This window comes from Desulfobulbus alkaliphilus (assembly GCF_016918545.1).
Lineage (GTDB): Bacteria > Desulfobacterota > Desulfobulbia > Desulfobulbales > Desulfobulbaceae > Desulfobulbus > Desulfobulbus alkaliphilus.
In genome coordinates this window covers 15800-38378 of the sequence record NZ_JAFFQC010000002.1, presented here as the reverse complement: position 1 = coordinate 38378, position 22579 = coordinate 15800, and the positions used below count along the sequence as shown (strand labels likewise).

The following is a 22579-nucleotide window of genomic DNA, read 5'->3' as shown; positions in this document are numbered from 1 at the left end:
AATTATGCTGAAACAGTTACGAATAAAAAACTTCAAGGGCTGGAAGGATACCGGTACCATTCGCATGACTCCCATTTCCCTGTTTTTTGGCGCCAACAGTTCCGGTAAGTCCAGTATTGGCCAGTTTCTCATGATGCTGAAGCAAACCGTGGAGTCGCCAGACAGGAAGGCGGTTTTCTATCCCGGCGGCAAGAACTCCGCTGTCCAGCTTGGCTCTTATCAAGAGATGGTTTTCCACCGCGACCCGGCAAACAAAATCGCCTTCGATTATCGTTGGTCGTTGCCGGATATACTGAAGTTCAAAGACCCGGTGACCGGCCAGACCTTTTCCGGCGATAATCTCTCTTTTCAAGCCGAAGTCGGCTTAGGGGATAAGGACCAGCACACCCTGGTGCTTGATCAACTGAAATATGAGCTGCTTGAAGATGAGAAATCCCGGCTATCCATCGGCATGGAGCGGAAATCAGATTCCAAGTCCGAGTACAAAGTCGATGCGACCAACTACACGTTGAAACGCAAGCAGGGACGGGTCTGGTATCCTGGAGCCCCGGTCCGGTTTTACGGTTTTCCTGATGAGGTGGTTGCCTATCACCAGAACGCGGATTTCGTCCAGGCGCTGAACCTGCGCCATGAAAAGCTCTACCGATCTCTCTGTTATCTTGGACCGTTGCGCACCAAGGCGGAACGTCTATATTCGTGGACCGGCATGGAGCCTGAAAGTGTCGGCTATGCGGGGGAAAATACAGTTGCCGCGATTCTTGCGGCGCGAAGCCGGAAAATCAGCCTGGGATACAAACGCCCAGCTAAACCTTTCGAGGAGATTCTTGCTCTCAAGCTTAAGGATATGGGGCTGATTGAAGAATTCAAGGTCAACCCCATATCCGAGCAGCGGCAGGAGTACGAGGTCAAGGTCCGCACCAAGGGTTCAAGGGATTGGGTTGATCTTCCCGACGTCGGTTTTGGCATTTCACAGGTGTTGCCTGTCTTGGTGCAATGCTTCTATGCTCCGGCAAGGTCGATCATTCTCATGGAGCAGCCGGAGATTCACCTGCACCCGAATGCGCAATCGGCTCTTGCCGACGTGATGATTGATGTCATCAACTCCCGAGAAAACGGGACAGACAGGGATATTCAGCTGGTTATCGAGACCCATTCGGAGCATTTCCTTCGCCGCCTGCAGCGCCGTATCGCCGAAGATGCAGTCCCTCAGGGAAAAGTATCGGCCTATTTCGCCAATATTACCAAGACGCCCGCTACCCTGGAGCCATTGGAAATTGATATCTACGGTAACATCAAGAATTGGCCGGAAAACTTCTTCGGCGACGAGATGGGTGACATCACCGAGCAGGCCAAAGCCGCGATGAGAAAGCGGATGAAAAAAACTGACAAGTTGGAGGCCTCCGAATGAGCCTGCCGAAAAAATGCCTGGTGGACACCAATGTGCCCAAGACGGCCAATCTTGCCACCCAGCCTGATCCGGAGTCTGACGTATCCGATGCCTGTGTGCTGGCCTGCATCGAAGCGGTTGAGCATGTCATTAAAAAGCGTGGCCTGATCATCGATGCTGGAGGCGAAATTTTCGATGAGTACCGTCAGCAACTCTCCATGAAAGGACAGCCCGGCATCGGTGATCGTTTTATGAAATGGGTTCACGATAATCGCTGGAGTCTGCATAACACTCAGCGAGTGACCATCACCAGAAATGGCGACTCTTACGATGAATTTCCCACACATGACGGGTTGAATGATTTCGACCGATCAGATCGGAAGTTTGTCGCCGTGGCCAATGCCCATAAGGACAAACCGCCGATATTACAAGCCACCGACAGTAAGTGGTGGGGTTGGAAGGACGCCCTGGACGAAGTTGGGATTACCGTTCAGTTTCTTTGCCCGCAATACGTCGAAACTAAATATGCCGAGAAGATGGGGACGTGAAAAGAGACTTCTTCAAATTTCCTGCAACGCCTCACTTGGCGACCATGCCGGGTGTTGACATCAGGGGCGACAAAGTTCTGACAGAATCCGAACGTGAAGAATTCCTGCAGCATACACTGACTGTAGAAGAGAAGGTGGACGGGGCAAACCTGGGCATCTCGTTTGATACCGAGGGGAATATTTTCGCCCAGAACAGAGGTGCTTATTTGCAGTTACCCGGCTCGGGGCAATGGAAAAAACTCGGTGAATGGTTGGCGCTTCGCACCGATGTGCTTTTCGAACATCTCTATGACCGATATATCCTTTTTGGTGAGTGGTGCTATGCCCAGCATTCTATTTTCTATAATCGTCTGCCCGACTGGTTTCTTGCTTTTGATGTGTATGACCGAGAGTCACGTCGTTTTCTGTCATTGGCGCGCCGGGATAACTTTTTAAATATAATGCATATCTCCAAAGTACCAAGCCTTGCTCACGGGCAGTTTACCTTTCCCGAAATTGAAAACCTCGTATCACAGTCGAGATTAACTGATCAATCTGCCGAAGGCGTATACCTGAGAATTGACCAAGGTGACTGGCTTGAACAACGGGCCAAACTTGTTCGCCCCGCATTTATCCAGGCGGTCGAGCAGCACTGGTCGCGTTCCGCCATCAGGCCAAACCATCTGACTATCGCTATTGAGGATGAAGGAAGGTGAGCGATAGATCAAGTTGAGAGGTGTTGTAACTCTTTGACATTGTTGGAGGTCTATCCTGTGCTGTGGATCAAAAGATATCCACGGGAGGACCGTTTAGCTTTATTGTCTGTGATCGTTTGATTAATGGACACTCTATCTGGCGGTTTCGGGCAATGAAGATGGCGTGCGGACAGACCCCCGGAAGGGCGGCTGGTGGAGGGTATTATCAAGAATTCATCTGCATTTATAATATGATTACAGTAAAATATATCCAAAAAATGAATCCAGCCGTCACGGATTCAGGATTGTATCTGGTACGACTTTAATCAGGACAGGTCTATCGAATTTCTCCTGTTTCGCTTCTGCCGGACGTGGCCGTTGATCAAAAAGATCTTTTATCGCGGGCATGGCCCGCTCCTACCCCGCTGACCCGCTCCAGTTCCGTTTCGTCCCGAATGCATGAAATCTCAGGCGGCCTCTCCCGTGTCTGACAAGCGTCCGCACTTTCAGTACCTTCAGCTTTTCAAAATCCAACCGGGACGACTGAGGATGCAATCATGGAAATCAATCACCTGCCCACGATAACAGAGGAGACAATAACGCCGGTCAAGATCGTTTTTTTTTGGTCTTGGCGCGGTCGGTTCGGCCATGCTGATTTGTTTATCCGAACTGGCCGAGAGAGTGGGTCTGCCGATTCGTTTCGTTGCCCATGTCCGTAACCCGGATGCAGCCCCGAATGTGTTGTTCCTGGCCGAAAAACTGTACGAGCACATCGAAGTTGTCCGGCTTGCGGATTTCAATAGAATCCGGTTTTTGCAATGATACCAACGCATGAGAAGGAACTGGCCGGAGCGAAAACTGCTGCCCCCTCATCCCTGCCCAGACCCTTGCCAATCACCTGTTCCATCACCCGGTAAAATGCGATGGCTGATGGATGCACGAGTTCTCCAGCAAAGGTTGTACAGAAAGACACATCTTACCCAATTCTCATCATTCGCTAACCTCCTGCTCACAGTTCCCGGATAGATTGACGGACCAATCAAACCGTACGAGATACGGTATTTGTCTCATCAATCATTCATGAGAAGGAGAATCCAGTCATGTCCATTGCTCTGTGCAGAAAAATCCTGCTCCATCTGGTCGTTTTGGCGGTGCTTTTGCCGTGCGTTGCCGCCCGGGCGAACGAAATTACCGTTTATACCTCCTACGAGGAAGACGAGGCCGCTGCGTTTCTTGCCGCTATGCAGCGTGATCTGCCTGATCTAAAAGTGCACTTGCTGCGTCTTTCCACCGGGGATCTGCATGCCCGCATGCTGGCTGAGGCAGCCAATCCGCGTCACGATGTCATCTGGGGGTGGGCGGTGACCAATATGGTTGACCCGCGTATCCTTGATATGCTCGAACCGTATCAGCCCAAAGGTATTGACAAGGTCCCGGCCCGTTTCCGTGCCGACGATGATCGCTGGTTTGCCACTACCGGATACATGGCAGCATTTTGTGTGAACAATGAGGTGTTGTCCCGCAAGAATCTGCCCATGCCGTCTTCCTGGGAGGATCTGCTCAATCCTGCTTTCAAAGGGGAAGTGGTTATGCCCAATCCGGCCAGTTCAGGAACAGGATATCTGCAGATCGCCTCGATTCTGCAGATGAAAGGAGAAGAACAGGGCTGGGAATACCTGCAGCAACTGGACAACAACATCGCCCAATACATCAAAAGTGGTTCGCGGCCGTGTAACTCGGCCAGTGCGGGAGAATTTGCCGTCGGCGCTTCCTTTGCTCTCCGGGCCATCAAAAATATTCAGGAGGGATATCCGATTACCATGGTTATCCCGGCTGAGGGTGCCGGTAATGAGTTGGAGGCAACGGGGCTGATGAAAAGCTCCCGCAACAAGGAGGCTGCCAAGCGCTTCATTGATTGGACGCTTTCCGATGCTGCTGTCAAGGAATACTACATCTGGAAAGAGATTGTCACGGTCAGCGGTGGCACCATGCCTGAATCGTTCCGTCAGGCCGGTCTTCCCGAAGATATTGGTTCGGTAATGGTGGATATGGATTTTTCCTGGTCCGCGGCCAATCGGGATCGCATTCTGCAGCAGTGGCAACAGAAACTGGAGAGATGATGTACACAGGGGGGCGATCGTGCCCCCTGCATACCGTCACTCCGGCGCCCCTTGTTATTTTTACCTGAATCCGTGACGGCTTAAGTCTTGTTTGGAGTATATTTAACTGTAAATAGGTTATAAATGCGGCGATTTTCTTTGCAATATGTCGTCACCCGCCGCCCTTCGGGGCGGCGGGATTAACGGTATTCGAGCAGGAGATTAGGCATTGCAGGTGATGGGTATGGCCCTTGAACTACGGCAGATAACAAAACGATTTGGTCGAATTAAAGCCCTGGACGATGTGTCCATAACCATTGAGAATGGAGCTCTGGTCTGTTTTCTCGGTCCATCCGGATGCGGCAAGACCACTTTGCTGCGGGTGATTGCCGGATTGGAGCGGCCCGATAGCGGAGATATGCGTCTTGCCGGTCGGAATCTCTTTTCCGTTCCCGCGCGCAAACGCAATTTCGGAGTGGTTTTCCAGTCCTATTCTCTGTTTCCCAACATGACCATTGCCGCCAATGTCGCCTATGGTCTGGAGTGCCGGCAATGGCGCAAAAAGGACATTGTGCAGCGGGTGGAGGAAATGCTCGAAATGGTCCATCTCAAGGATCAGGCGGAGAAATTTCCCCACCAGCTCTCCGGTGGGCAGCAGCAGCGGATCGCCCTGGCGCGGGCACTGGCTCCCAAACCGGAGATGCTGCTGCTTGACGAGCCTCTTTCCGCTCTGGATGCCAAGGTTCGCGAGGAATTACGGGGAGAAATCCGCCTGTTGCAGCAGCACCTGGGCATTACCACCATCATGGTCACCCATGATCAGGAAGAGGCTCTGACCATGGCCGATATCATTGTGGTCATGCAAAACGGCCGGGTCATGCAGAGCGGTCCGCCAATGATCCTGTACCAGCAGCCGGAAAATCGTTTTGTGGCTGAGTTTCTCGGCAGAATGAACGTGGTGCCCGCCGGACTGGGTGTTCCCGTTCCCATTGGCACACATCCCACCGGTGGGCAACCGAGGATTCTGGGCATACGTCCGGAGGACATCAGGCTGGTCAGTGACCAGAAAAAAAACGGCCATCTGGCTGGGGTTATCGACCAGGTGACCCGGCTGGGAAACCTCACCCGGGTCACTGTACGGGTACAGGCAAACAACACCGGTTGCCATCCCGATGAGGGATGGTGCAATGGGGAAACGCTGCGTATTGTTGCCGAAATGCAGGGTGTCCATGAGGATCTGCGGGTGGGAATGCCCGGGTTCATCGATATTCCATTCCAGTCTGTACGTGTTCTCGAATGGCAATGAGGAGTTTTGGTTGGCCGCGGTCACTGCATGGCGAGACCCTGTTCAAGGTTTTGCTGGCAACGGTCATAGCCGTTCCTCTGGTCGTCTTTGTCCTGTATCCCCTTATCCATATTCTCGGGCGCAGTTTTCAGACCCCCGAAGGATTGGGCCTGGCCAATTATGCCGCGGTCCTCGGAACGGAACGATTTCTTCGCCTGGTATACAATAGTTTCGCGGTCACTCTGACCACCACGGTTGTCACTGTGGTGTTGGCCTATGTTTTTGCCTACGCGGTGCAGCGGACCTGTCTGCCGTTGAAAAATCTCCTGCGCCTCATCGCCTTGGTGCCTCTTTTTGCTCCTTCCCTGGTTCAGGCGCAGGGATTGGTTCTGCTGTTGGGGCGTAATGGCCTGGTCAACAGGACCTTGGGCACGGATTTTTCCATATACGGTTTCTGGGGGATTGTCATTGCCAGTATTCTCTATGTCTTTCCCTACGCTTTTCTCATTTTTTCGGCTGCACTGGCAACAGCGGACAATCGCCTGTACGAGTCATCCCGTATTCTGGGGGCCAACCGCCTCCGGACTTTTCTGACCGTGACCCTGCCTTCGTCCCGTTTTGCCCTTATTGCGGCATCCTTTGTGGTTTTCACCCTGGTGATTACTGATTTCGGCAATCCCATGGTGGTAGGCGGTGATTACAGTGTGTTGGCCACAGAGGTCTATAATCAGGTGATAGGACAGGCCAACTTTGAACTCGGCACGGTCATCGGCATGGTGCTGCTGCTGCCAGTGGCTCTGGCCGTGGCCGGAGAAAAATGGGTGCATCAAAGGGAATATGCACAGATCTCAGCCGGGTCGCTTCCTTTGCAACTCCGGCCAGATCGATTGCGCGACACCGTGTTTACAGTCTATGCTCTGCTGATCTGTGCAGTGATTCTCATGGTGGTGGGGGTGGTTATTTTTGCCAGCTTCACGCACCTGTGGCCGTATCACATGGGTTTTTCCCTGCGTCATTATGCCTTTGACGTGCAAAACGGGATTCAGCCACTCTGGAACAGCGTTTATATTGGCCTGATGGCAGCTGGAATCGGGGTCGCGGCAACCGGACTGGCCGCCTATGTCATTGAAAAATTCGCCACCCTTGTCCGAGCCCCTTTATCTTTTCTCTGCATCGTGCCGGCAGCGGTCCCCGGCATGGTTCTCGGCCTGGGATATGTGCTGGCGTTCAACAAACCGGATACCCCTTTGTCTTTTTTGTACGGGTCCCTGCTGCTGATTGCCCTGTGCAATGTGTATTACTATCATGCCCAGGGGTTTCTGATTGCCTCCACCAGCATGAAACAGATCAGCAGCTCCTTTGATGAGGCCTCGGCAACCCTGGGGGCTTCATTGCTGCGGACCATGGGCAAAATAACCCTGCCTCTGATGTGGCCGACCCTGGTGGGTATCGCGGTGTTCTTCTTTATGCGCAGCATGGTGACGCTCTCCGCGGTGATTTTTCTCATCACCCCATCCACCCAGGTCGCGGCCGTGTCGGTGCTGATGCTCGAAGATCGCGGCGCGGTGAATCAGGCGGCCGCCTTTTCGGTGTGCATTATGGCCGTGGTGATTATCGCTTTGCTGATGGCCAGGATCATTCTTAATGTTTTAGGATTTCGGCATGTTACCTTGATTCGCTGAATTCCAGCACGGTTTTCTCTCTTCTTCTCTGTAAAAAAGGGGACAGATTCATTTTTTGCCGCTGAGCCTAAGCGACGAAAATGAATCTGTCCCCTTTTTTATATCCTGAATCCGTGAGCGTTCGTCCGTTCGTCAGCTTCGTTGTTCGTGACTTACGGGCAATGAAGATGGCGTGCGAACGGATGCCCCGAAGGGCGGCTGGTGAAAGGTATTACCAAGGATTCCGCTGCAATTATAAAATGATTACAGCAAAATATGTCCAAAACAAGCGTTCAGTCGTCACGGATTCAGGTGTATGAAAGTGTTGGTCCCGGTGGCGGTACCATGCCGGAGTTCCGACCTTTCATTGTCCGTTGTGGCTGACCAATCTGATCCAGCCATGTTGGTTGGATCTGTTTAGCCTTCAAGGGAGTTTTGTACAAAACAGACGGTTTTGTCGCTTCCAAGGTTGTCATCGAAACTTCAATCCGTGGAAAATCAGGGAGTTTTCACTTTCCGTCTACACGGAAATGACTACAAAAGTCGCCAGCGATTCATAGTGTAAGAGGCTCAAGGGTATTGACAGCAGGGCTTGAATATTCCTATCGTACCGGACAGTGCATTGGATAGTCCGGATGACGGGGGCAACCTTTGGTTTACTGCTCCTCAAAAACAGGCATGAGGTGGATGCTTGCACTTAGAAAAAATTCCAAGGATCAATCGTAACTCGCGGCATGGTCACAAACTGCTCGCGGTCCTGATACGAACCGCACTGCTTGTGGTTATCTGGTGGGTGCTGACCGAGAATCAGGGAGGGTGGGTTTTTGGTATACTATCTGCCTTAATGATAGCCTGCTGCAGTCTGCTGCTGACCCCGCCCGCGACTCATAGGTTGCGTGTCCATCGCCTTCCAGGTTTTTTCCTTTTTTTTCTTGTCCAGTCGCTGCGGGCCGGGTGGGACGTCGCGGTGCGGACGGTCAGGCCGAGCCTGCCTTTGCAGCCCGCGATTCTGAGTGTACCGTTGATGCTGCCAGCCGGTGCGCCCACCTGGTGGTTGATGCTGGTGGTCAGCCTGTTGCCTGGCACCTTGAGTGCCCACCTCGACGGCCGGACCCTTGAACTGCACTGTCTGGACGAGGGCCTGGATGTTGTTGCTGATGTTCGCGAGGCTGAACGTCATCTTGCCCTGCTCTTTGGGCAGATTCCATCTTCAGTGGCGGCATCATGAACAGTGCCCTGACTGGAATCGCCATAGTGTTGATGCTGTCGCTGGGAATCGGTCTGGTGCGCATCTGGCGGGGTCCTGGCTTTGCCGATCGTATGCTGGCCGCCCAGCTGCTTGGCACGACCGGTATTGCGATCCTCCTGGTACTGGCCGCCAAGTCCGGGCTGCCGGCATTGCGTGATGTTGCCCTGGTACTGGCCTTGCTGGCGGTACTGGCGGTGCTGGCATTTGTAGCCCGGGTGTGGGAGCCGGATGCGGATGGTGGTGATGTTGATTTGATTCGTCCAGATGGCTCAGAGCTGCGCAGTCAACAAAAAGATGATCAATATCCGGGCCGGTGAACGGATCATGAATCTCCTGGCTGCAATCCAATTGATTTTGATCATCGTGGGCGCAGGATTTTTCCTGGTCGGTTCGGTTGGTCTGCTGCGGTTTCCCGATGTCTACACCCGCATCCATGCCCTTACCAAGGCGGATAACCTTGGCCTTGGCCTTATTGTGCTGGGCCTTCTGCCGGGTGCGGAATCCTTGGCTGCAGCCTGTAAAATGCTGCTTATCTGGATGCTGGCGCTGATTGCCAGTGCTAGTTCCGGATATCTGGTCGCCCGCGCGGCGAGAAGACGCGGTAGTGTACCGTGGTCAACGCAGGGGGAGACCCGGGAGAAATAATAATGATGGGCTGGTTTGATCTTGTGCTTGGCCTGATGCTGTGCGCAACAGCAATATGCGTCCTCGCTTCCCGCGACCTGTTTCGTGCCATTGTCATGTTTATTGTTTTCGGTTTACTCATGGCGCTGGTCTGGGTGCGACTGGAGGCTCCGGATATCGCCCTTGCCGAAGCCGCTATCGGAGCCGGTCTCACTGGTGTGCTGCTTCTGGATACCCTGGGCTATCTGCGGCGCCGTTTTACCGCCGCCGTCAAGGAGGAGAAACCGTGATCCGCCTGCTTGCTGCCTTGTTTGCCTGCCTGACGGTCAGTGTTGTCCTGGTGGTCGCGATTATCAACCGATCCTTGCCTGAAGGCAATCTCCCTGCTCAGGTGGCAGAGCGATTACCCGAGACGGGGGTCAGCCATGCCGTCACCGCTGTGCTGCTGGATTTTCGCAGCTATGATACCCTGCTTGAAGTGGCGGTGCTCCTGGTGGCGGTTGTGGTGGCGATGGCTCTGCGTGAGGCGCAGCCCGATGGTCCGGATCGCATGGGCCTTGCCAATCCACTTTTGCGTGCGGTGGTAAGTTGGCTGCTGCCTCTGATGCTGCTGGTCGCCGCATACCTGTTGTGGGCAGGCAGTAGTATGCCCGGAGGTGCTTTTCAGGCCGGAGCGGTCCTGGCCGCGGCAGGCGTTTTGCTTCGCCTGGCCGGGGTTGGATTCAACTGGATGGAGCATCCGATGCGCTTACGGGTTGTCCTGGCTGCCGGACTGGCGGTTTTCGTCGCGGTCGGTACAGGATGCTTGATTGCCGGACGTGCCTTTCTCGATTATCCGCCGAAATTTGCCGGCAGTCTGATTCTGTTTATCGAATGCGCCGTGACCCTGTCCATTGCCCTGGCCTTGGTATCGCTTTTGCAGCTCGCTCCACCGCAGGAGGATGGTCCACTTTTGCCTGAGCGACGCCGGAGGTTCCGAAAGTGAGTGTCGCTGCCTTTTATGCCTGGATAGGTGTCGGGTTGTGCGTGCTCGGTTTGTTCGGGTTCATCATGCACCGCCATCTGGTGCGTCGTCTGCTTGCCTTCAACATCATGGGCAGTGGCAGTTTTCTCCTGCTTGTGGGCCTGGCCCAGGATGATCGCGGTGTTGACCCGGTGCCACAGGCCATGGTGCTGACCGGCATTGTCGTTGCAGTCGCTTCCACGGCCCTGGCTCTGGTGGTTTTCCGGCGCTGGTTCAGGGTAAGCGGAGAAAGTATCCTGCCGGAGGACGTGTGAACCCGCTTCCCTGGCTGGTCGTGCTACCGCTCATGACTGCCCTTGTCATCTTCCTGCTGCCCACCCGTTGGCGGGCTCCTGGCAGTCTGCTTGCCGCCGTTTTTCTCAGTCTGATCAGCATATATACACTCGTTGAAGTTATCAGGCTGGGAATACTTGTCCATGCGTTGGCCGGGTATGCCGCTCCCCTGGGCATTCGGCTGCGGGCGGATGGGTTTACCGCCGTCATGGCAGTGCTCACCGCACTGGTGACCATGTTTTGTGCGGTGCAGGCCGCGGCCTATTTGCGCGGCAAGCCGGAGGAAGAAGGCTTCTGGCCGCTGTTGTGGTTCATGTGGGCGGCCCTGAACAGCATCTGGCTGTCGACCGATCTTTTTAACCTGTATGTGGGGGTCGAGCTGCTCGGCCTGACCGCTGTCGGCCTGGTCGCATTGAGCGGCAATGCGCAATCCCTTGCCGCGGCAATGCGGTATCTGCTTGCTGCTCTGCTGGGTTCGCTTTCCTACCTGATCGGCGTAGCCCTGATCTATGGCGAACTGGGAAGTCTTGCCCTATCTGATCTTGCATTGCATGGAATCGGCCTGCCAACCGTACTGATCGCGTTGGTCATGATGACCTTTGGCCTGGTATTGAAGACAGCACTCTTTCCACTCCATGGCTGGTTGCCTCCGGCGCATGGCGGTGCTCTGACTCCGGTGAGCGCCTTGTTGTCGGCCTTGGTGATCAAAGCCTCGCTGTACATCCTGATGCGACTCTGGATGACCCTTGATGTGGCTGTCCTGCCGGTTTATCTGGCTTGGATACTGGGCCTGATGGGATCCGGGGCTGTTCTCTGGGGTGGCTGGATGGCCTTACGCCAGAACCGGCTCAAGCACCTGGTGGCCTATTCAACCGTGGCCCAGGTAGGCTATCTGTTTCTGTTTTTTCCGCTTGTCACCGGCACCGCGGCGACCGCGGCAGTACTGGCCTGGGATGCCACGATGCTGATGCTCATCTCGCATGCGCTTGCCAAGGCGGGTATGTTTCTGGCCGCGGGGAACCTGGTCTTTGCCATCGGCAGTCCCCGAATTGCCGACCTGGCCGGTGTCTGCCGTTTTCGACCTTTTTCCCTGCTGAGTTTCGGCGTTGCCGGGGTCAGCCTGGCGGGACTGCCTCCCAGTGGCGGGTTTAACGCCAAGTGGCTGCTCTTGCAGAGTACGCTGGCGAGCGGGCAGTGGGTCTGGTTGCCGGTGCTCTTCATCGGTGGTCTGCTCAGTGCTGCCTATGTGATCAAGGTGCTAGGTCATTCGTTTATCGAAGGACCCCTTCGCGATCATTTTCGGACACCGCCATTGACCCAGGAGTTCTCGGCCTTTATTCTCGCCAGTGCGAGCCTGGTCCTCGGTTTCGTTTCCCAGGTACCGCTGACCTGGCTGCGCATCGGCGGACCTTTCGCGGGAGGGGGCTGATGGACGGCCAGACCTTGCTCCCGGTAGCTGTTGTCAGCACCTCCTTTCTGGCGGCCATTGGTATTTTCCTGCTCAGAGAGCATCGTCATCGCCTGCGTGGCATCTTCAATCTCACCGCTGCCCTGGTTAAACTGGCCCTGGTGGTGTGGATGCAGTTCGGCGTTTTGGCGGGCATCCCGTACGAATTCCGTTTTCCCCTGGTGCAGGGCGTGCACTTCATTCTGCGGGCCGATGCCTTGGGCATTATGTTCAGCGGCCTGTCATCGGTGCTGTGGTTATTCACGACGATCTATGCCATCGGCTATCTCGAAGATTCACCCAACCGCAGCCGTTTTTTTGGTTTTTTCAGTTTGTGCGTGACCAGTACGGTGGGCATTGCCCTGGCGGGCAATCTGTTCACTTTTTTTCTTTTTTATGAACTGCTGACCCTGTCGACCTATCCCCTGGTGGTCCATCGCGGCACGGAAAAAGCCTTACGTGCCGGCAGGGTGTATCTTATCTACACCTTGTGTGGCGGAGCGGTTCTGCTGCTTGGGGTAGCGGGGTTGCATGGACTTGTCGGGGATATCGAGTTCGCAAAGGCCACGGTATTGCCCTCGCTTGCCCCGGAATACTCACCCCTGTTGATCGTGCTTTTTATGCTGCTCATTGCCGGACTGGGGGTCAAGGCAGCTCTGTTGCCGGTCCATGGCTGGCTGCCGATCGCCATGGTCGCGCCGGCCCCGGTGAGCGCCTTGTTGCATGCTGTAGCGGTTGTCAAGGCCGGCGCCTTTGGCATCGTTCGCGTGGTCCATGATGTTTATGGAGTGGAGTTCGCCTGGCGACTGGGAGTGCTCGAGCCCCTGGGGTGGCTTGCCGGCGCGACCATCCTCTATGGATCTGTTCGCGCCCTGTCCCAGAACGATCTCAAGCGGCGGCTCGCCTTTTCCACCGTCAGTCAGGTCTCATATGTGGTGCTTGGTCTGTGCCTGTTCAGTCCGGTGGCCCTTGCCGGTGGCCTGGTACACCTCGTTCATCAGGGATTGATGAAAATTACCCTGTTTTTCTGTGCTGGTAACTACGCTGAAACCTTGGGAGTGCACCATGTCGATGAACTGGACGGCACCGGTCGGCGGATGCCGGCGACCAGTATCGCTTTCTCCATTGGCGCTTTCGGCATGATAGGGGTACCGCCGCTGGCCGGATTTGTCACCAAGTGGTACCTTGGCATAGGTGCCCTGGAAGCTGGAGCGGGCTGGGTGATAGTGGTCCTGGTTGCCAGCAGTATACTCAATGCCGCGTATTTTCTCCCCATCCTTCATCGTATCTGGTTTCGGCCCCAGGTGAGCCCCTGGCCGGAGGAGCAATTTCTCTCTCACCGCGATACCCACCCATGGCTGCTGTTGCCGCCATTGATTACCGCTGGTTTCTGTATCGCTGCCGCTGTATTCGCCGGGCTCACTTTTTCCCCTTTGCATTGGGCTGAAGTTGTCGTCACCAGGGGAGGGCTGCCATGAACGCGACCATGACCGCCTTTGGCCTGGTGCTGGCACCGATTCTGCCGCTGCTCCTGCTGTTGTTCTGGTGCGTGCCGGCTTTGCGGCCACGTGTCGAAGTCCTGACGCCGTGGGCCGCGGTACCGGCTGTGCTGCTGGTCTTGTTCGGGGAGACCGGCATGCGGGTCGAACTGAGTTGGCTGCTCTTTGGCAGCGCCCTGGCCATGGATACCCTGACACGGGTTTTTCTCGCCTTCACCGCCTTGTTATGGCTGGGTGCCGGTCTATACAGTCAGGGCATGTTGGTCAACGATGAGCGGGCAGGGTCCTTTCGTTTGGCATGGCTGGCGACCATGGCCGGAAATTTCACCTTGCTCCTTGCCGTTGATGTCGTCACCTTTTATGTCGGCTTTGCCCTGATGACCTTTGCCGCCTATGGGCTGATCATTCATTCCCGCGACCCTGAGGCCTTATTTGCCGGCCGGGTCTATCTCATCATGGCCATCCTTGGTGAAGGCCTGATCATCGCCGGCCTGTTGCTTGCCGCCAGCCGGACGGCCGCGCCATTGGCTGCAATGCTGGCTGACATTCCCGCTGCCGTGATGGATGCTCCGTATCGCGATTTGATCATCGCCTGTTTTTTTCTCGGATTCGGGGTAAAAGCAGGGGTGCCGTTGGTACATATGTGGCTGCCGCTTGCTCACCCTGCAGCCCCGACTCCCGCCAGCGCCGTGCTTTCCGGGGCGATGATCAAGGCCGGTTTGTTCGGTTGGATGGCCACCTTGCCCTTTGGCCTGGTCGCCTTGCCGCAATGGGGCCTGGGTGTCATTACAACCGGTTTTGTGGCGGCTTTTGGAGGAGCGCTGATCGGGGTGCACCAGCGCAAGGCCAAGACCGTGCTCGCCTATTCAAGCATCAGCCAGATGGGGCTCATCACCGCCGGCATCGGAGCCGGCCTGTATCAACCGGCCTTGTGGCCGGCCCTGGCGCCGGCGCTCGCTCTCTATGCTTTTCACCATGGATTGGCAAAGGGAGCCCTCTTTCTCGGGGTCGGCGTGGCCAATCAGGCTGCAGCGCATTGGCGATTCGGATTATGGCTGGCCCTTGCCCTGCCAGGATTGTCGCTTGCCGGGCCCATGGTGAGCGGAGCGGTGGCCAAGGTCAGTCTCAAAATCGTTCTCGAGGCTGGCATCGCAACACCGACCTGGTGGCGTTATCTGCCACTGTTGTTGAGTCTTGCCGCCATCGGCACCACCACCCTGATCGCCCGGTATCTGTGGCTCCTGTCGCAAAGCGAGCCGCGCGCAAAAATTTCCGGCATTCAATGGCTGGGCTGGGGACTACTCCTCGCCGTCAGCGTGGTCGGCCTTATTCTGCTGCCCTGGGTGCCGACGATATCAGGAATACCCCCGGACCCGATTTATCTGCCTGACCTTATCTGGCCGGTGCTGGTCGGTCTGGTGCTGGCTGTTTGCGCCAGCAGATTTCTCCGTTCCTGGCCCGTGCCGGAAGGTGATTTGATTATTGTATTTCCGATGGCGGCCAGGGGGGTATGGAATTTTCTCCAGTACGTCTTGCTGAAGGTTACTCATTTTTTTATCTGGAGACGTCAGATCCGGCACCAGCGAAAATCGGTTGAGGCCGATACCCGCCTGGAGCGCAGCGATGTTGAATACCTGTTGCGGCGTAACGCCGCTCTTGTCTTTGCCTTGCTGCTTGCCGTCGGTCTCATTGCATCTATCCTGAATCCGTGACGGCTGGACTCTTGTTTTGGATATATCTTGCTGTAATCGTGTTATAATTGCAGTGGAATCCTTGATGGCATCTTTTACCAGCCGCCCTTCGGGGCATCCGTCCGCACGCCATCTTCATTGCCCGTAACCGTCCGATAAAGTGTTTTTTAATCGAACGGCCACGAACAACGAAGCTGACGCACGGACGAACGCTCACGGATTCAGGATGTATATCTGGCTTCTGACCCGTTGGGAGTGATTAGGCCTTCAAGAGGCTGTTTCGTCCTGATTGAGTGCTTTCCGGTTGCCGAAAAAGTGCATGTTTTAGCTGAGCAATTATATTTTAAAAAATTGTTTTATCATTACTATTCATCAATATTTTTTCATTTGGAGAAGCGTATGAAAAAACTGACGATACACCTGCTTTGGATTATCCTTCTCGTCTGTACGGTTCCTGCCCATGGCAGCGAATCGGTCCAGGGTCTCTTTCAGGCAACCCGCAACTGCGAAGCTTACCTTTCATTCCGCAAAGGGACCAATCCCGGGCTGGTTCAGACCGTGGCCGGTTCGGAATATGCCATCAAAGAGGTGCATGCCAGGGCGTACCACTGGGTGCGGATTGAAATTCCGGGTATTACCAATCCGCTGCGATGGGTTGCTGCTGAATGCGGGGTGGTGAGAGATCTCATTTTTACCAGTGACCTGCCCCCACCCGCGGACCCGGCGGCAACATGCACCACGCCCGGTCTGCATGACAGCTATGTCCTGGCGGTTTCCTGGCAGCCGGGGTTTTGCGCTCATTTCCCATACCAGGGCAGCAAGCCCGAGTGTGACTGGCTGGCAAGCGGGAATCTGGCCATTGCCCATGTCACCCTGCATGGTCTCTGGCCCAACCGGATCGAATGCGGTCACGGCTACGGCTATTGCGGGACAGACGACATGCAGCTCGATGAGGACACCCTGGCCTTTATCAAACCCTGGATGCCTAATTTCTATTTCGAGGAGACTTTCGGCAGGTATCAGTGGCACAAACACGGTACCTGCCAGAAGGATATGGATGCGAATGCCTATTTCCGGACCGCTGTAGCCGCCGTGATCAAGATCAATGAGTCTGACTTCGGGCGGTATATCATTGAAAACAAAGGCAACGCCATCTCAAGAGAGCAATTGTTTGCAAAGATCAACCAGACTGCTGGTGATCAACGGGCTGCCAACAGTTTTCAGCTGCTTTGCAAAGGGCCATACCTCTATGAAATGCGGATCAAACTTCCCAGGGAATTCCAGGTGGACGGCGATTGGACTGATTTTCTCGGTGAAGATCTGCCGGACCAGAGGGAACCCCATCGCCATGCATGCCGGGATGACCGTATCCTCATAGAGGGAAGTGCTCCTGCCGCCTTCTCACCCGGTGCAGGCCGATAAAAGCCCTTACGATCATTCCATTCGTGGACCATCTGGCTGTCGCGTGGGACGTCTGGGGAACGGCCGCCTAATGGTCGTGTCATGACAAACCGCATGGATTGGTGAGCTGCGGGCGTAGGGAAATAGGACAACATGCGCCCGTCTTCATACTTTTCGCGCAACAAATAGAGCTAATCCATAATAATCCCAGCCGTCACGAAGTCAGGCATCGGTACACTGGGGTGGGGCAGGAGCATCGACCTCGAATCCGCCCAATCTTGTCACATTGTGTCGCATATCGGCTGCAATGCTTTGTATCTCCTCAATGTTTCATGAGCATTTGTGAAAAGAGCCTTGACACCTGCTTGCATGAATGCTACACAACGATTGACCAATGAGAGAGACAAACATCCATCCCTCATCCTATCGCGTCTCTCTCCAGTACAGGTTGTTTTTCCCTGATTCTTTGTTGTGCTGCTCAATTCAATCATGGGAATAATGGCTCTCCTCCCCCCTCTGATTGAATGCTCCAGCTCGCCTCGATTCAGAACACGATATTTGGAAAAAAATGGGTGATCGACCGGTTGCTCATACTGCGGTCTACTCTCGTCAGCAGGGGAAGAGGACCGCTGAAGTCGTACCCCGGTTGGCTGCATGCGGGTTACAAAGAGGCACATGTCCCTCCGCGGCAACACATACCCTGCGATGTGTGCGGGGATGGCAGGGCTGACCGGCGAGGATGATCCGCATTGCGGATCCATAAGAAGATTTCTGGTGCGAGACTGCTCAATATCCATTTCTTCCCGGGAGGCAGCCATGACCCCACACCGTTTCCGTCCTTTTTTTCTTTTTTTTCTCGCTGTTACCCTTCTTTTAGCTGGACCGGTACGAGCCTACGAGCTGACAGGGGGTGAAATTGTCGACTTGTTCAAGTTCGGTTTCCCCGAAGAGGAAATACGAATAGAGGTGCAGGCGGCCGACCCGCCGATTGCGTTAGCCCCTGAAGATCTTCAGGCGCTCCGCGATGCCGGGGCCAGTGAAGAGTTCATTTCTTTGTTTGCGGGCCAACCAGACCACCAAGTGGTGATAACCATCACCGAGGTGGCGGATCTGGTCTCGACCGGTCAGCCCGTAGGTGAGATTCTCGACCGGATTGCGGCCGGTGCCGAGCCCTTATCCCTGGCCGGGGCGGTGGCACTGGCCCGTGCGGAAGCGCCTCTTGCCGTGATTATGGCCCTGCAGGCAAGGCCCTTGACTGCAACCGACCTGAAGCGACTTGGCTCCACGGGGCTGGATACGACCGATTATCGTAAACTTTTGAGAATAGTCGGATTTACTGGACATCTTTCGGCCGCCGATGCGCTGAGCCTGCAACGAGCCGGTGTGCCGGCTGAGATCATTGCGGATGTTCGCAAGGCACTGGTGGTTGTTGAAAGTACTGAAACAATCGATCCTTCCCGCGTACAACGTCCTCAACAGATAGACCCTTCACCAGCAAAGCAAACGCGGGATTTAAAGCCCGCGACCGTGACCGAAATCGAGGATGGCGTCTACACCCACCCGGGCCGACGGTTTCGCATTGCCGTCCCCGAGGGTTGGATTCTTCTGCGCGACATCGATGACGGTCAGGTCCGTTATACCTTTACCCCTGAAAGAGGGAAGACAAGTATTGATGCCCTGGAGATCGGTCTCGCTGTCCAGGTCTCCCCCCTTGATCGTGAATCCGTTTATGGAGATAAAAGTCCCACAGCCATTCTTGAATACCTTCTGCCGGCAATAGCGGCACTTGAGCCGGGAATGTTTCAGGATGGGGCAGTGGCTGAAACCACCTTGGGTACCGTGCCCGGTGCCCGTGCTCTTTTCCATGGTTTTCTCAAAGACAAGGAAGGAGAGTTTACCGTTGAGGTCAACCTGGCCGAGAGGGACGGGGTCGTTTACACGGTGGTAGCCATGGCTCCGCGCGCCGGTTTTGTCGAGATCCGTCCCATGTTCGAGAACATACTGGCTGAATCGAAGTTCCAGCACCTCGACTATGCCCGTCGCGGGCCACCCTTGGAGGAGAGTGAACTGGTGGCGCGTTACAAGGGATCGGTGGTTTATGTTGAAACCGAATACGAAGGCCTGGGAAACATGGGGCAGGGGACGGGCTTCATAATCTCACCTGACGGGTATGTGTTAACCAATTGGCATGTCGTCTGGGACATGGACAATGACCGGCCGGGTAAGTCTTTTACGATCCATTGGGATGACTCACTCAAGCGGCCGCCGGTCAAGGCGGAACTCATCGGTGTCGACCAGCGGCAGGGTCGCTCGGGGGCCGCCATCGGCGGAGTGGATGTCGCTTTGTTGAAGATTCCCCCCGGTGATTACGAACCGGTGCCCTTGAGTCCCTCTTCCGAGGTGCGGCTCGGTGATTCGGTGCTCGCTTTGGGATTTCCCAAAAGTTTCGATTTGACCGGACTGTCCATGTTCATCACCAAAGGGGTTCTGGTGCGCTTCAACCGCGCCCTGGACGGTAACCTGGAGTCGCTGACCACTGACGCCAAGATCACGCACGGGAATAGTGGTGGTCCCTGTCTCAGTCTGGCTACGGGCGGGGTTGTCGGACTCAACACCTGGGGCAATACCCAGAAAGATTACGCCGGATACAGCTTTCTCTGCCCGATCGATGCTGCTTTGGCGCGTTTTTCCCTGGTGGCTGATGCAGGACTTTCCGCAAAGCCGGCAGTCGATTACCTGGACAGCTTCGAACTGGCTCACCTTTTTGTCGGCATGAAGGGGTTCAAGGATGCGGTGGGGATGGCCGAGAGAGCTGTTGCGCTGCAGCCGGATTCGCCCGATGCCCATACCCTGCTGGCAATCTGCCTCCAGGCACTGGGCATGGATTACCTGGAGCGCTGGAACCGGGAAGAAGCGATGAACTGGCTAAATAAAGCCAGGACAGCTTTTGAGAGCGCCCTGGAGCGTGATTCAACGCATCCTGATGCGCTGGTGGGATTTACCGCCTTTCTCCTGGGCATAGGTGAACTCGAAAAAGCAGCGGCCATGGCGGCAAGGACGGTGGAGGCTCATCCGGATCTGTGGACAGCTCACTTCCTTGCAGCTCAGGCAGCAGCGGGGAACAACAAAATGGAGGAGGCTCTCGGCTACCTGGATCGTGCGCGTGACGTCACCCGTGGTATTGTCCCCCAGGTCTTCATCCTCATGGGGGAGATTCACTACGAGCAGGGAAAGATTGCCGAAGGGCGAGCGGCTTATCAGGCAGCAGTGCAGCTGCACCCGGGCAATCTTGGCGCTCGTATCGGACTTGCCCGCTCTTTCGAACTGGAGAAAAAATGGGATCAGGCGATTGATGCGTACCAGAATATGCTTGGCGACTTCCCCCGCCACTATGAGGTACTTTACCGCATTGGTCTTTGTCAGCGGGAAAAGGGTGACCTTGATGCGGCCGTTGACGCATTCCTTCGCGCGGCCCAGACAATGGAGACGGCCGGCGAGGCGGCATCGGAAAATTTCTACTTTGAATATGCCGAGGTGCTCGTCGAAAAAGGGGAGCGCCGGGAGGCACTGCGTAACCTGGCGATGCTCATGGGGTTTTACGGCACAAGTCCCGGGGTGGTCGACGCGCATCTCAAAGCCGCTGAAATTTTTGCCAAGGATCAAGCTATGTCGCTTGCCTCGGCCCACTATACCATGGCGGTACTGGCCGGCAAGGAATTCGAGCGGAGCATTCCGGCCCCCTCCTTCCAGTTGCAGGACCTCGACCTCAACGGCATCCGTACCTTGATGCGTTTGAGATATCCGCCTCTGGTCATCAAAAACGTGATTGAAAGCAACCGTATTGATGCCGATGTGGCCGGTGCCGTTGCCAAGATCGCCAGGGAGCAAGGCATCCAGGAATTCAATCTGGAGACTCTCCAACCTATCATTGCCCGGATTGCCGAGGAGTTGAACTTTCCCCTTGAGGTGGTTTTCTGGATGTTCAATTCCAACCTCAACCACCAACCAGCTCCGAAACCTCACGACGACCCGCAGCCCGGCCCTCAACCTGGTCCTCAACCCAGTCCTTTAGCCGGTGAGTGGGAAGCTCAGGGGATGATTCCCTATGTGGGGTATTTTCAGTCCTGGATCGTGCTCAGGCCGGACTGGACCTTTTACTACCGGACACAGATAGGATACCACATGGAGCAGGGCGGAGGAAACTACCAGATCCAGGGCGATGTCATCACTCAATATTTCTCCGAAACCGGTCAGATCTTTCATCGTCCCTTTCAGGTGATCGGTCCCAACGAAATATCGATCTATCATGCGGAGATCAACCAGTGGATCACCTGGGTCCGAGGGGGGATGGCGCCGCCGGCCTGGAGGTAATCCACCGGGACAGGCGTCTTGAATTCTTTTGGAGGTAAGCGATCACAGGTACCCCATCTTTGCACGAACGCGGCTGCCCGCATAGAAGAGCTATAGCGGACAACCGCGTCTGCACAAATCTGGGGCACCTGTGACCGCTTACAGTACCCGAGCTTTATAAAACAAGCCGTTACAAACCCCGTGATCGGTAACTTTTGGAGGAATGATTTCGTCGGGTCCAAAACAACATCTGGAGACCAGGAATGACCTGCTATATGCCGCCCTGAAGCGGAATCAGACACTTTTAAGAGGGTCAGGCGGGTGTGTTGCCAGAACAAACAGGGCTTGTTTTGTGTTGTCGGCAGTGACTGCTACCGGTGTTGGCACTTGCCTGGATATGGAGGACGGGTTTTGAGCAGTTGCTGGTTCATTTCGGACAGGAGAGGCGTGTCAATGCGGAACGTTTTGATCGTGATTGTGGCGACCGTTTTGGGTGCGGGATTCGGATACGCCCAGGATTTGAAGACGCATGTGGAGTTTTACCCGGCCACCGGGAATCTGGTGCGGTTCGTCTATCCTGCAACCTGGAGCGCCTTGTCCACAGCAGGAGGTATGGGCGAAACGAACGGTCCCAACGGTGAATATGTTTTCATGGGCATCACCGGTCAGTTCATGACTCCGGAAGCCATGGAAGCCATGGTCACGCAGCAGAAAAGGATCCTGATTCAGTCAGGGATGCCACCGCGGCAGGTAGACATGCTGATACGCAACCTGCGGCAATCGGTCGGACCCACCGGTTCTCAACCATTCCATAGTCCGGAGGAGGTTATCACGCGCCTGTTTCCTCTTTTTGCATCACTGCAGAACAAGCAGGTCACCAATACACGAATTGACCAATCCGAAACGCATGCTGGTCTCCACGGTCCCATGCCCGGTGCGCTGCATTTGGTGTCGTATACTCTCAATGGTGTCGTCCATCGAGGTTTGTATTACGTGGCAACGCAATGGATCACACCGGGGCAGACGTGGATGTTTTACAGCAGTGGATGCTCAGCCCCTATGGAAGGATTTGATGCGACGCTGCCGATGATGCTGACGATATGGAAGAGCTATTTGGAAGATACGGTGCGGAGTGACTGGGCGGAGGAAAGCGTTCGTGAAGGACTCAATGCGGCGGAACGCTGGGCCCTCGAGTGGGGGAAAGTGCTCAGAGGATACGACGCTGTCGGTGATGTTGATAATAGGGAATAATCAGCTCAAGCAGGTGACAACCCCGTGGGCGATGAACCATGGAAATGATGAATCTGTTTGATTTGTCGTGCTCTTGGTTTGTCATCGCTCACAGGCGGATCCAGATTTGTCCATAC

Annotated in this window: 19 protein-coding genes; all 19 read left to right on the top strand. The window is 55.2% G+C overall.

Annotated elements, in window-relative coordinates:
* Positions 1–4 precede the first annotated feature (4 nt).
* The 19 genes from JWG43_RS01255 to JWG43_RS01165 all read left to right on the top strand — a co-directional run bounded on the left by JWG43_RS01255 (position 5) and on the right by JWG43_RS01165 (position 22463).
* Positions 5–1408, top strand: coding sequence for an AAA family ATPase (locus JWG43_RS01255; protein ID WP_205240995.1), 1404 nt, complete (start codon positions 5–7; stop codon positions 1406–1408).
* Positions 1405–1935, top strand: a complete 531-nt coding sequence (locus JWG43_RS01250; RefSeq protein WP_205240994.1) for a hypothetical protein — start codon at positions 1405–1407, stop codon at positions 1933–1935. Before JWG43_RS01255 ends, JWG43_RS01250 begins: the two co-directional genes overlap by 4 nt.
* Positions 1932–2630 (top strand): RNA ligase family protein, encoded by a 699-nt coding sequence (locus JWG43_RS01245; RefSeq protein WP_338033209.1) that lies wholly within the window; start codon positions 1932–1934, stop codon positions 2628–2630. The genes JWG43_RS01250 and JWG43_RS01245 overlap by 4 nt, the downstream gene beginning before the upstream one ends.
* Before the next feature lie 627 nt (positions 2631–3257).
* Positions 3258–3431, top strand: a complete 174-nt coding sequence (locus tag JWG43_RS01240) for a hypothetical protein (RefSeq protein ID WP_205240993.1) — start codon at positions 3258–3260, stop codon at positions 3429–3431.
* A gap of 278 nt (positions 3432–3709) precedes the next feature.
* On the top strand, positions 3710–4729 hold the full coding sequence (locus JWG43_RS01235; protein ID WP_205240992.1) for an ABC transporter substrate-binding protein: 1020 nt from the start codon (positions 3710–3712) through the stop codon (positions 4727–4729).
* Between the two features lie 223 nt (positions 4730–4952).
* Complete coding sequence (locus JWG43_RS01230; protein ID WP_205240991.1) at positions 4953–6014, top strand: ABC transporter ATP-binding protein; 1062 nt, start codon at positions 4953–4955, stop codon at positions 6012–6014.
* The gene (locus JWG43_RS01225) at positions 6005–7675 is read left to right on the top strand and encodes an ABC transporter permease subunit (protein ID WP_205240990.1); all 1671 of its coding nucleotides are present in this window, start codon (positions 6005–6007) and stop codon (positions 7673–7675) included. The genes JWG43_RS01230 and JWG43_RS01225 overlap by 10 nt, the downstream gene beginning before the upstream one ends.
* Before the next feature lie 670 nt (positions 7676–8345).
* Positions 8346–8882 carry a Na+/H+ antiporter subunit E gene (locus tag JWG43_RS01220; RefSeq protein ID WP_205240989.1) on the top strand — a complete coding sequence of 179 codons (537 nt, stop codon included), beginning with the start codon at positions 8346–8348 and terminating at the stop codon, positions 8880–8882.
* Entirely contained in the window at positions 8879–9220 is a 342-nt protein-coding gene (locus JWG43_RS01215; protein WP_205240988.1) for an MrpF/PhaF family protein, read from the top strand. The genes JWG43_RS01220 and JWG43_RS01215 overlap by 4 nt, the downstream gene beginning before the upstream one ends.
* 7 nt (positions 9221–9227) lie before the next feature.
* Complete coding sequence (mnhG, locus tag JWG43_RS01210; RefSeq protein WP_205241153.1) at positions 9228–9548, top strand: monovalent cation/H(+) antiporter subunit G; 321 nt, start codon at positions 9228–9230, stop codon at positions 9546–9548.
* A 2-nt stretch (positions 9549–9550) separates the two neighbouring features.
* Complete coding sequence (locus tag JWG43_RS01205) at positions 9551–9817, top strand: Na(+)/H(+) antiporter subunit B (RefSeq protein ID WP_205240987.1); 267 nt, start codon at positions 9551–9553, stop codon at positions 9815–9817.
* Complete coding sequence (locus JWG43_RS01200; protein WP_205240986.1) at positions 9814–10512, top strand: MnhB domain-containing protein; 699 nt, start codon at positions 9814–9816, stop codon at positions 10510–10512. The genes JWG43_RS01205 and JWG43_RS01200 overlap by 4 nt, the downstream gene beginning before the upstream one ends.
* Entirely contained in the window at positions 10509–10805 is a 297-nt protein-coding gene (locus JWG43_RS01195; protein ID WP_205240985.1) for an NADH-quinone oxidoreductase subunit K, read from the top strand. The genes JWG43_RS01200 and JWG43_RS01195 overlap by 4 nt, the downstream gene beginning before the upstream one ends.
* Positions 10802–12253 carry a proton-conducting transporter transmembrane domain-containing protein gene (locus JWG43_RS01190; protein ID WP_205240984.1) on the top strand — a complete coding sequence of 484 codons (1452 nt, stop codon included), beginning with the start codon at positions 10802–10804 and terminating at the stop codon, positions 12251–12253. The genes JWG43_RS01195 and JWG43_RS01190 overlap by 4 nt, the downstream gene beginning before the upstream one ends.
* Positions 12253–13749, top strand: coding sequence for a complex I subunit 5 family protein (locus JWG43_RS01185; RefSeq protein WP_205240983.1), 1497 nt, complete (start codon positions 12253–12255; stop codon positions 13747–13749). Before JWG43_RS01190 ends, JWG43_RS01185 begins: the two co-directional genes overlap by 1 nt.
* Entirely contained in the window at positions 13746–15482 is a 1737-nt protein-coding gene (locus tag JWG43_RS01180; RefSeq protein WP_205240982.1) for a complex I subunit 5 family protein, read from the top strand. The genes JWG43_RS01185 and JWG43_RS01180 overlap by 4 nt, the downstream gene beginning before the upstream one ends.
* A 378-nt stretch (positions 15483–15860) precedes the next feature.
* On the top strand, positions 15861–16883 hold the full coding sequence (locus tag JWG43_RS01175) for a ribonuclease T2 family protein (protein ID WP_205240981.1): 1023 nt from the start codon (positions 15861–15863) through the stop codon (positions 16881–16883).
* A 795-nt stretch (positions 16884–17678) separates the two neighbouring features.
* Positions 17679–21233: a serine protease gene (locus tag JWG43_RS01170; RefSeq protein WP_205240980.1), complete on the top strand. Its 3555-nt coding sequence runs from the start codon at positions 17679–17681 to the stop codon at positions 21231–21233.
* 432 nt (positions 21234–21665) lie between these two features.
* Positions 21666–22463 carry a hypothetical protein gene (locus JWG43_RS01165; protein ID WP_205240979.1) on the top strand — a complete coding sequence of 266 codons (798 nt, stop codon included), beginning with the start codon at positions 21666–21668 and terminating at the stop codon, positions 22461–22463.
* The last annotated feature ends 116 nt before the right edge of the window (positions 22464–22579 follow it).

Excerpts from the sequence above, each read along its gene's own strand:
- JWG43_RS01205 (WP_205240987.1), top strand. The coding sequence starts at position 9,551 with ATGATGGGCTGGTTTGATCTTGTGCTTGGCCTGATGCTGTGCGCAACA.
- JWG43_RS01180 (WP_205240982.1), top strand. The coding sequence starts at position 13,746 with ATGAACGCGACCATGACCGCCTTTGGCCTGGTGCTGGCACCGATTCTG.
- JWG43_RS01235 (WP_205240992.1), top strand. The coding sequence starts at position 3,710 with ATGTCCATTGCTCTGTGCAGAAAAATCCTGCTCCATCTGGTCGTTTTG.
- JWG43_RS01215 (WP_205240988.1), top strand. The coding sequence starts at position 8,879 with ATGAACAGTGCCCTGACTGGAATCGCCATAGTGTTGATGCTGTCGCTG.
- JWG43_RS01225 (WP_205240990.1), top strand. The coding sequence starts at position 6,005 with ATGGCAATGAGGAGTTTTGGTTGGCCGCGGTCACTGCATGGCGAGACC.
- JWG43_RS01255 (WP_205240995.1), top strand. The coding sequence starts at position 5 with ATGCTGAAACAGTTACGAATAAAAAACTTCAAGGGCTGGAAGGATACC.
- JWG43_RS01250 (WP_205240994.1), top strand. The coding sequence starts at position 1,405 with ATGAGCCTGCCGAAAAAATGCCTGGTGGACACCAATGTGCCCAAGACG.
- JWG43_RS01185 (WP_205240983.1), top strand. The coding sequence starts at position 12,253 with ATGGACGGCCAGACCTTGCTCCCGGTAGCTGTTGTCAGCACCTCCTTT.
- mnhG (WP_205241153.1), top strand. The coding sequence starts at position 9,228 with ATGAATCTCCTGGCTGCAATCCAATTGATTTTGATCATCGTGGGCGCA.
- JWG43_RS01165 (WP_205240979.1), top strand. The coding sequence starts at position 21,666 with ATGCGGAACGTTTTGATCGTGATTGTGGCGACCGTTTTGGGTGCGGGA.
- JWG43_RS01175 (WP_205240981.1), top strand. The coding sequence starts at position 15,861 with ATGAAAAAACTGACGATACACCTGCTTTGGATTATCCTTCTCGTCTGT.
- JWG43_RS01240 (WP_205240993.1), top strand. The coding sequence starts at position 3,258 with ATGCTGATTTGTTTATCCGAACTGGCCGAGAGAGTGGGTCTGCCGATT.
- JWG43_RS01230 (WP_205240991.1), top strand. The coding sequence starts at position 4,953 with ATGGCCCTTGAACTACGGCAGATAACAAAACGATTTGGTCGAATTAAA.
- JWG43_RS01170 (WP_205240980.1), top strand. The coding sequence starts at position 17,679 with ATGACCCCACACCGTTTCCGTCCTTTTTTTCTTTTTTTTCTCGCTGTT.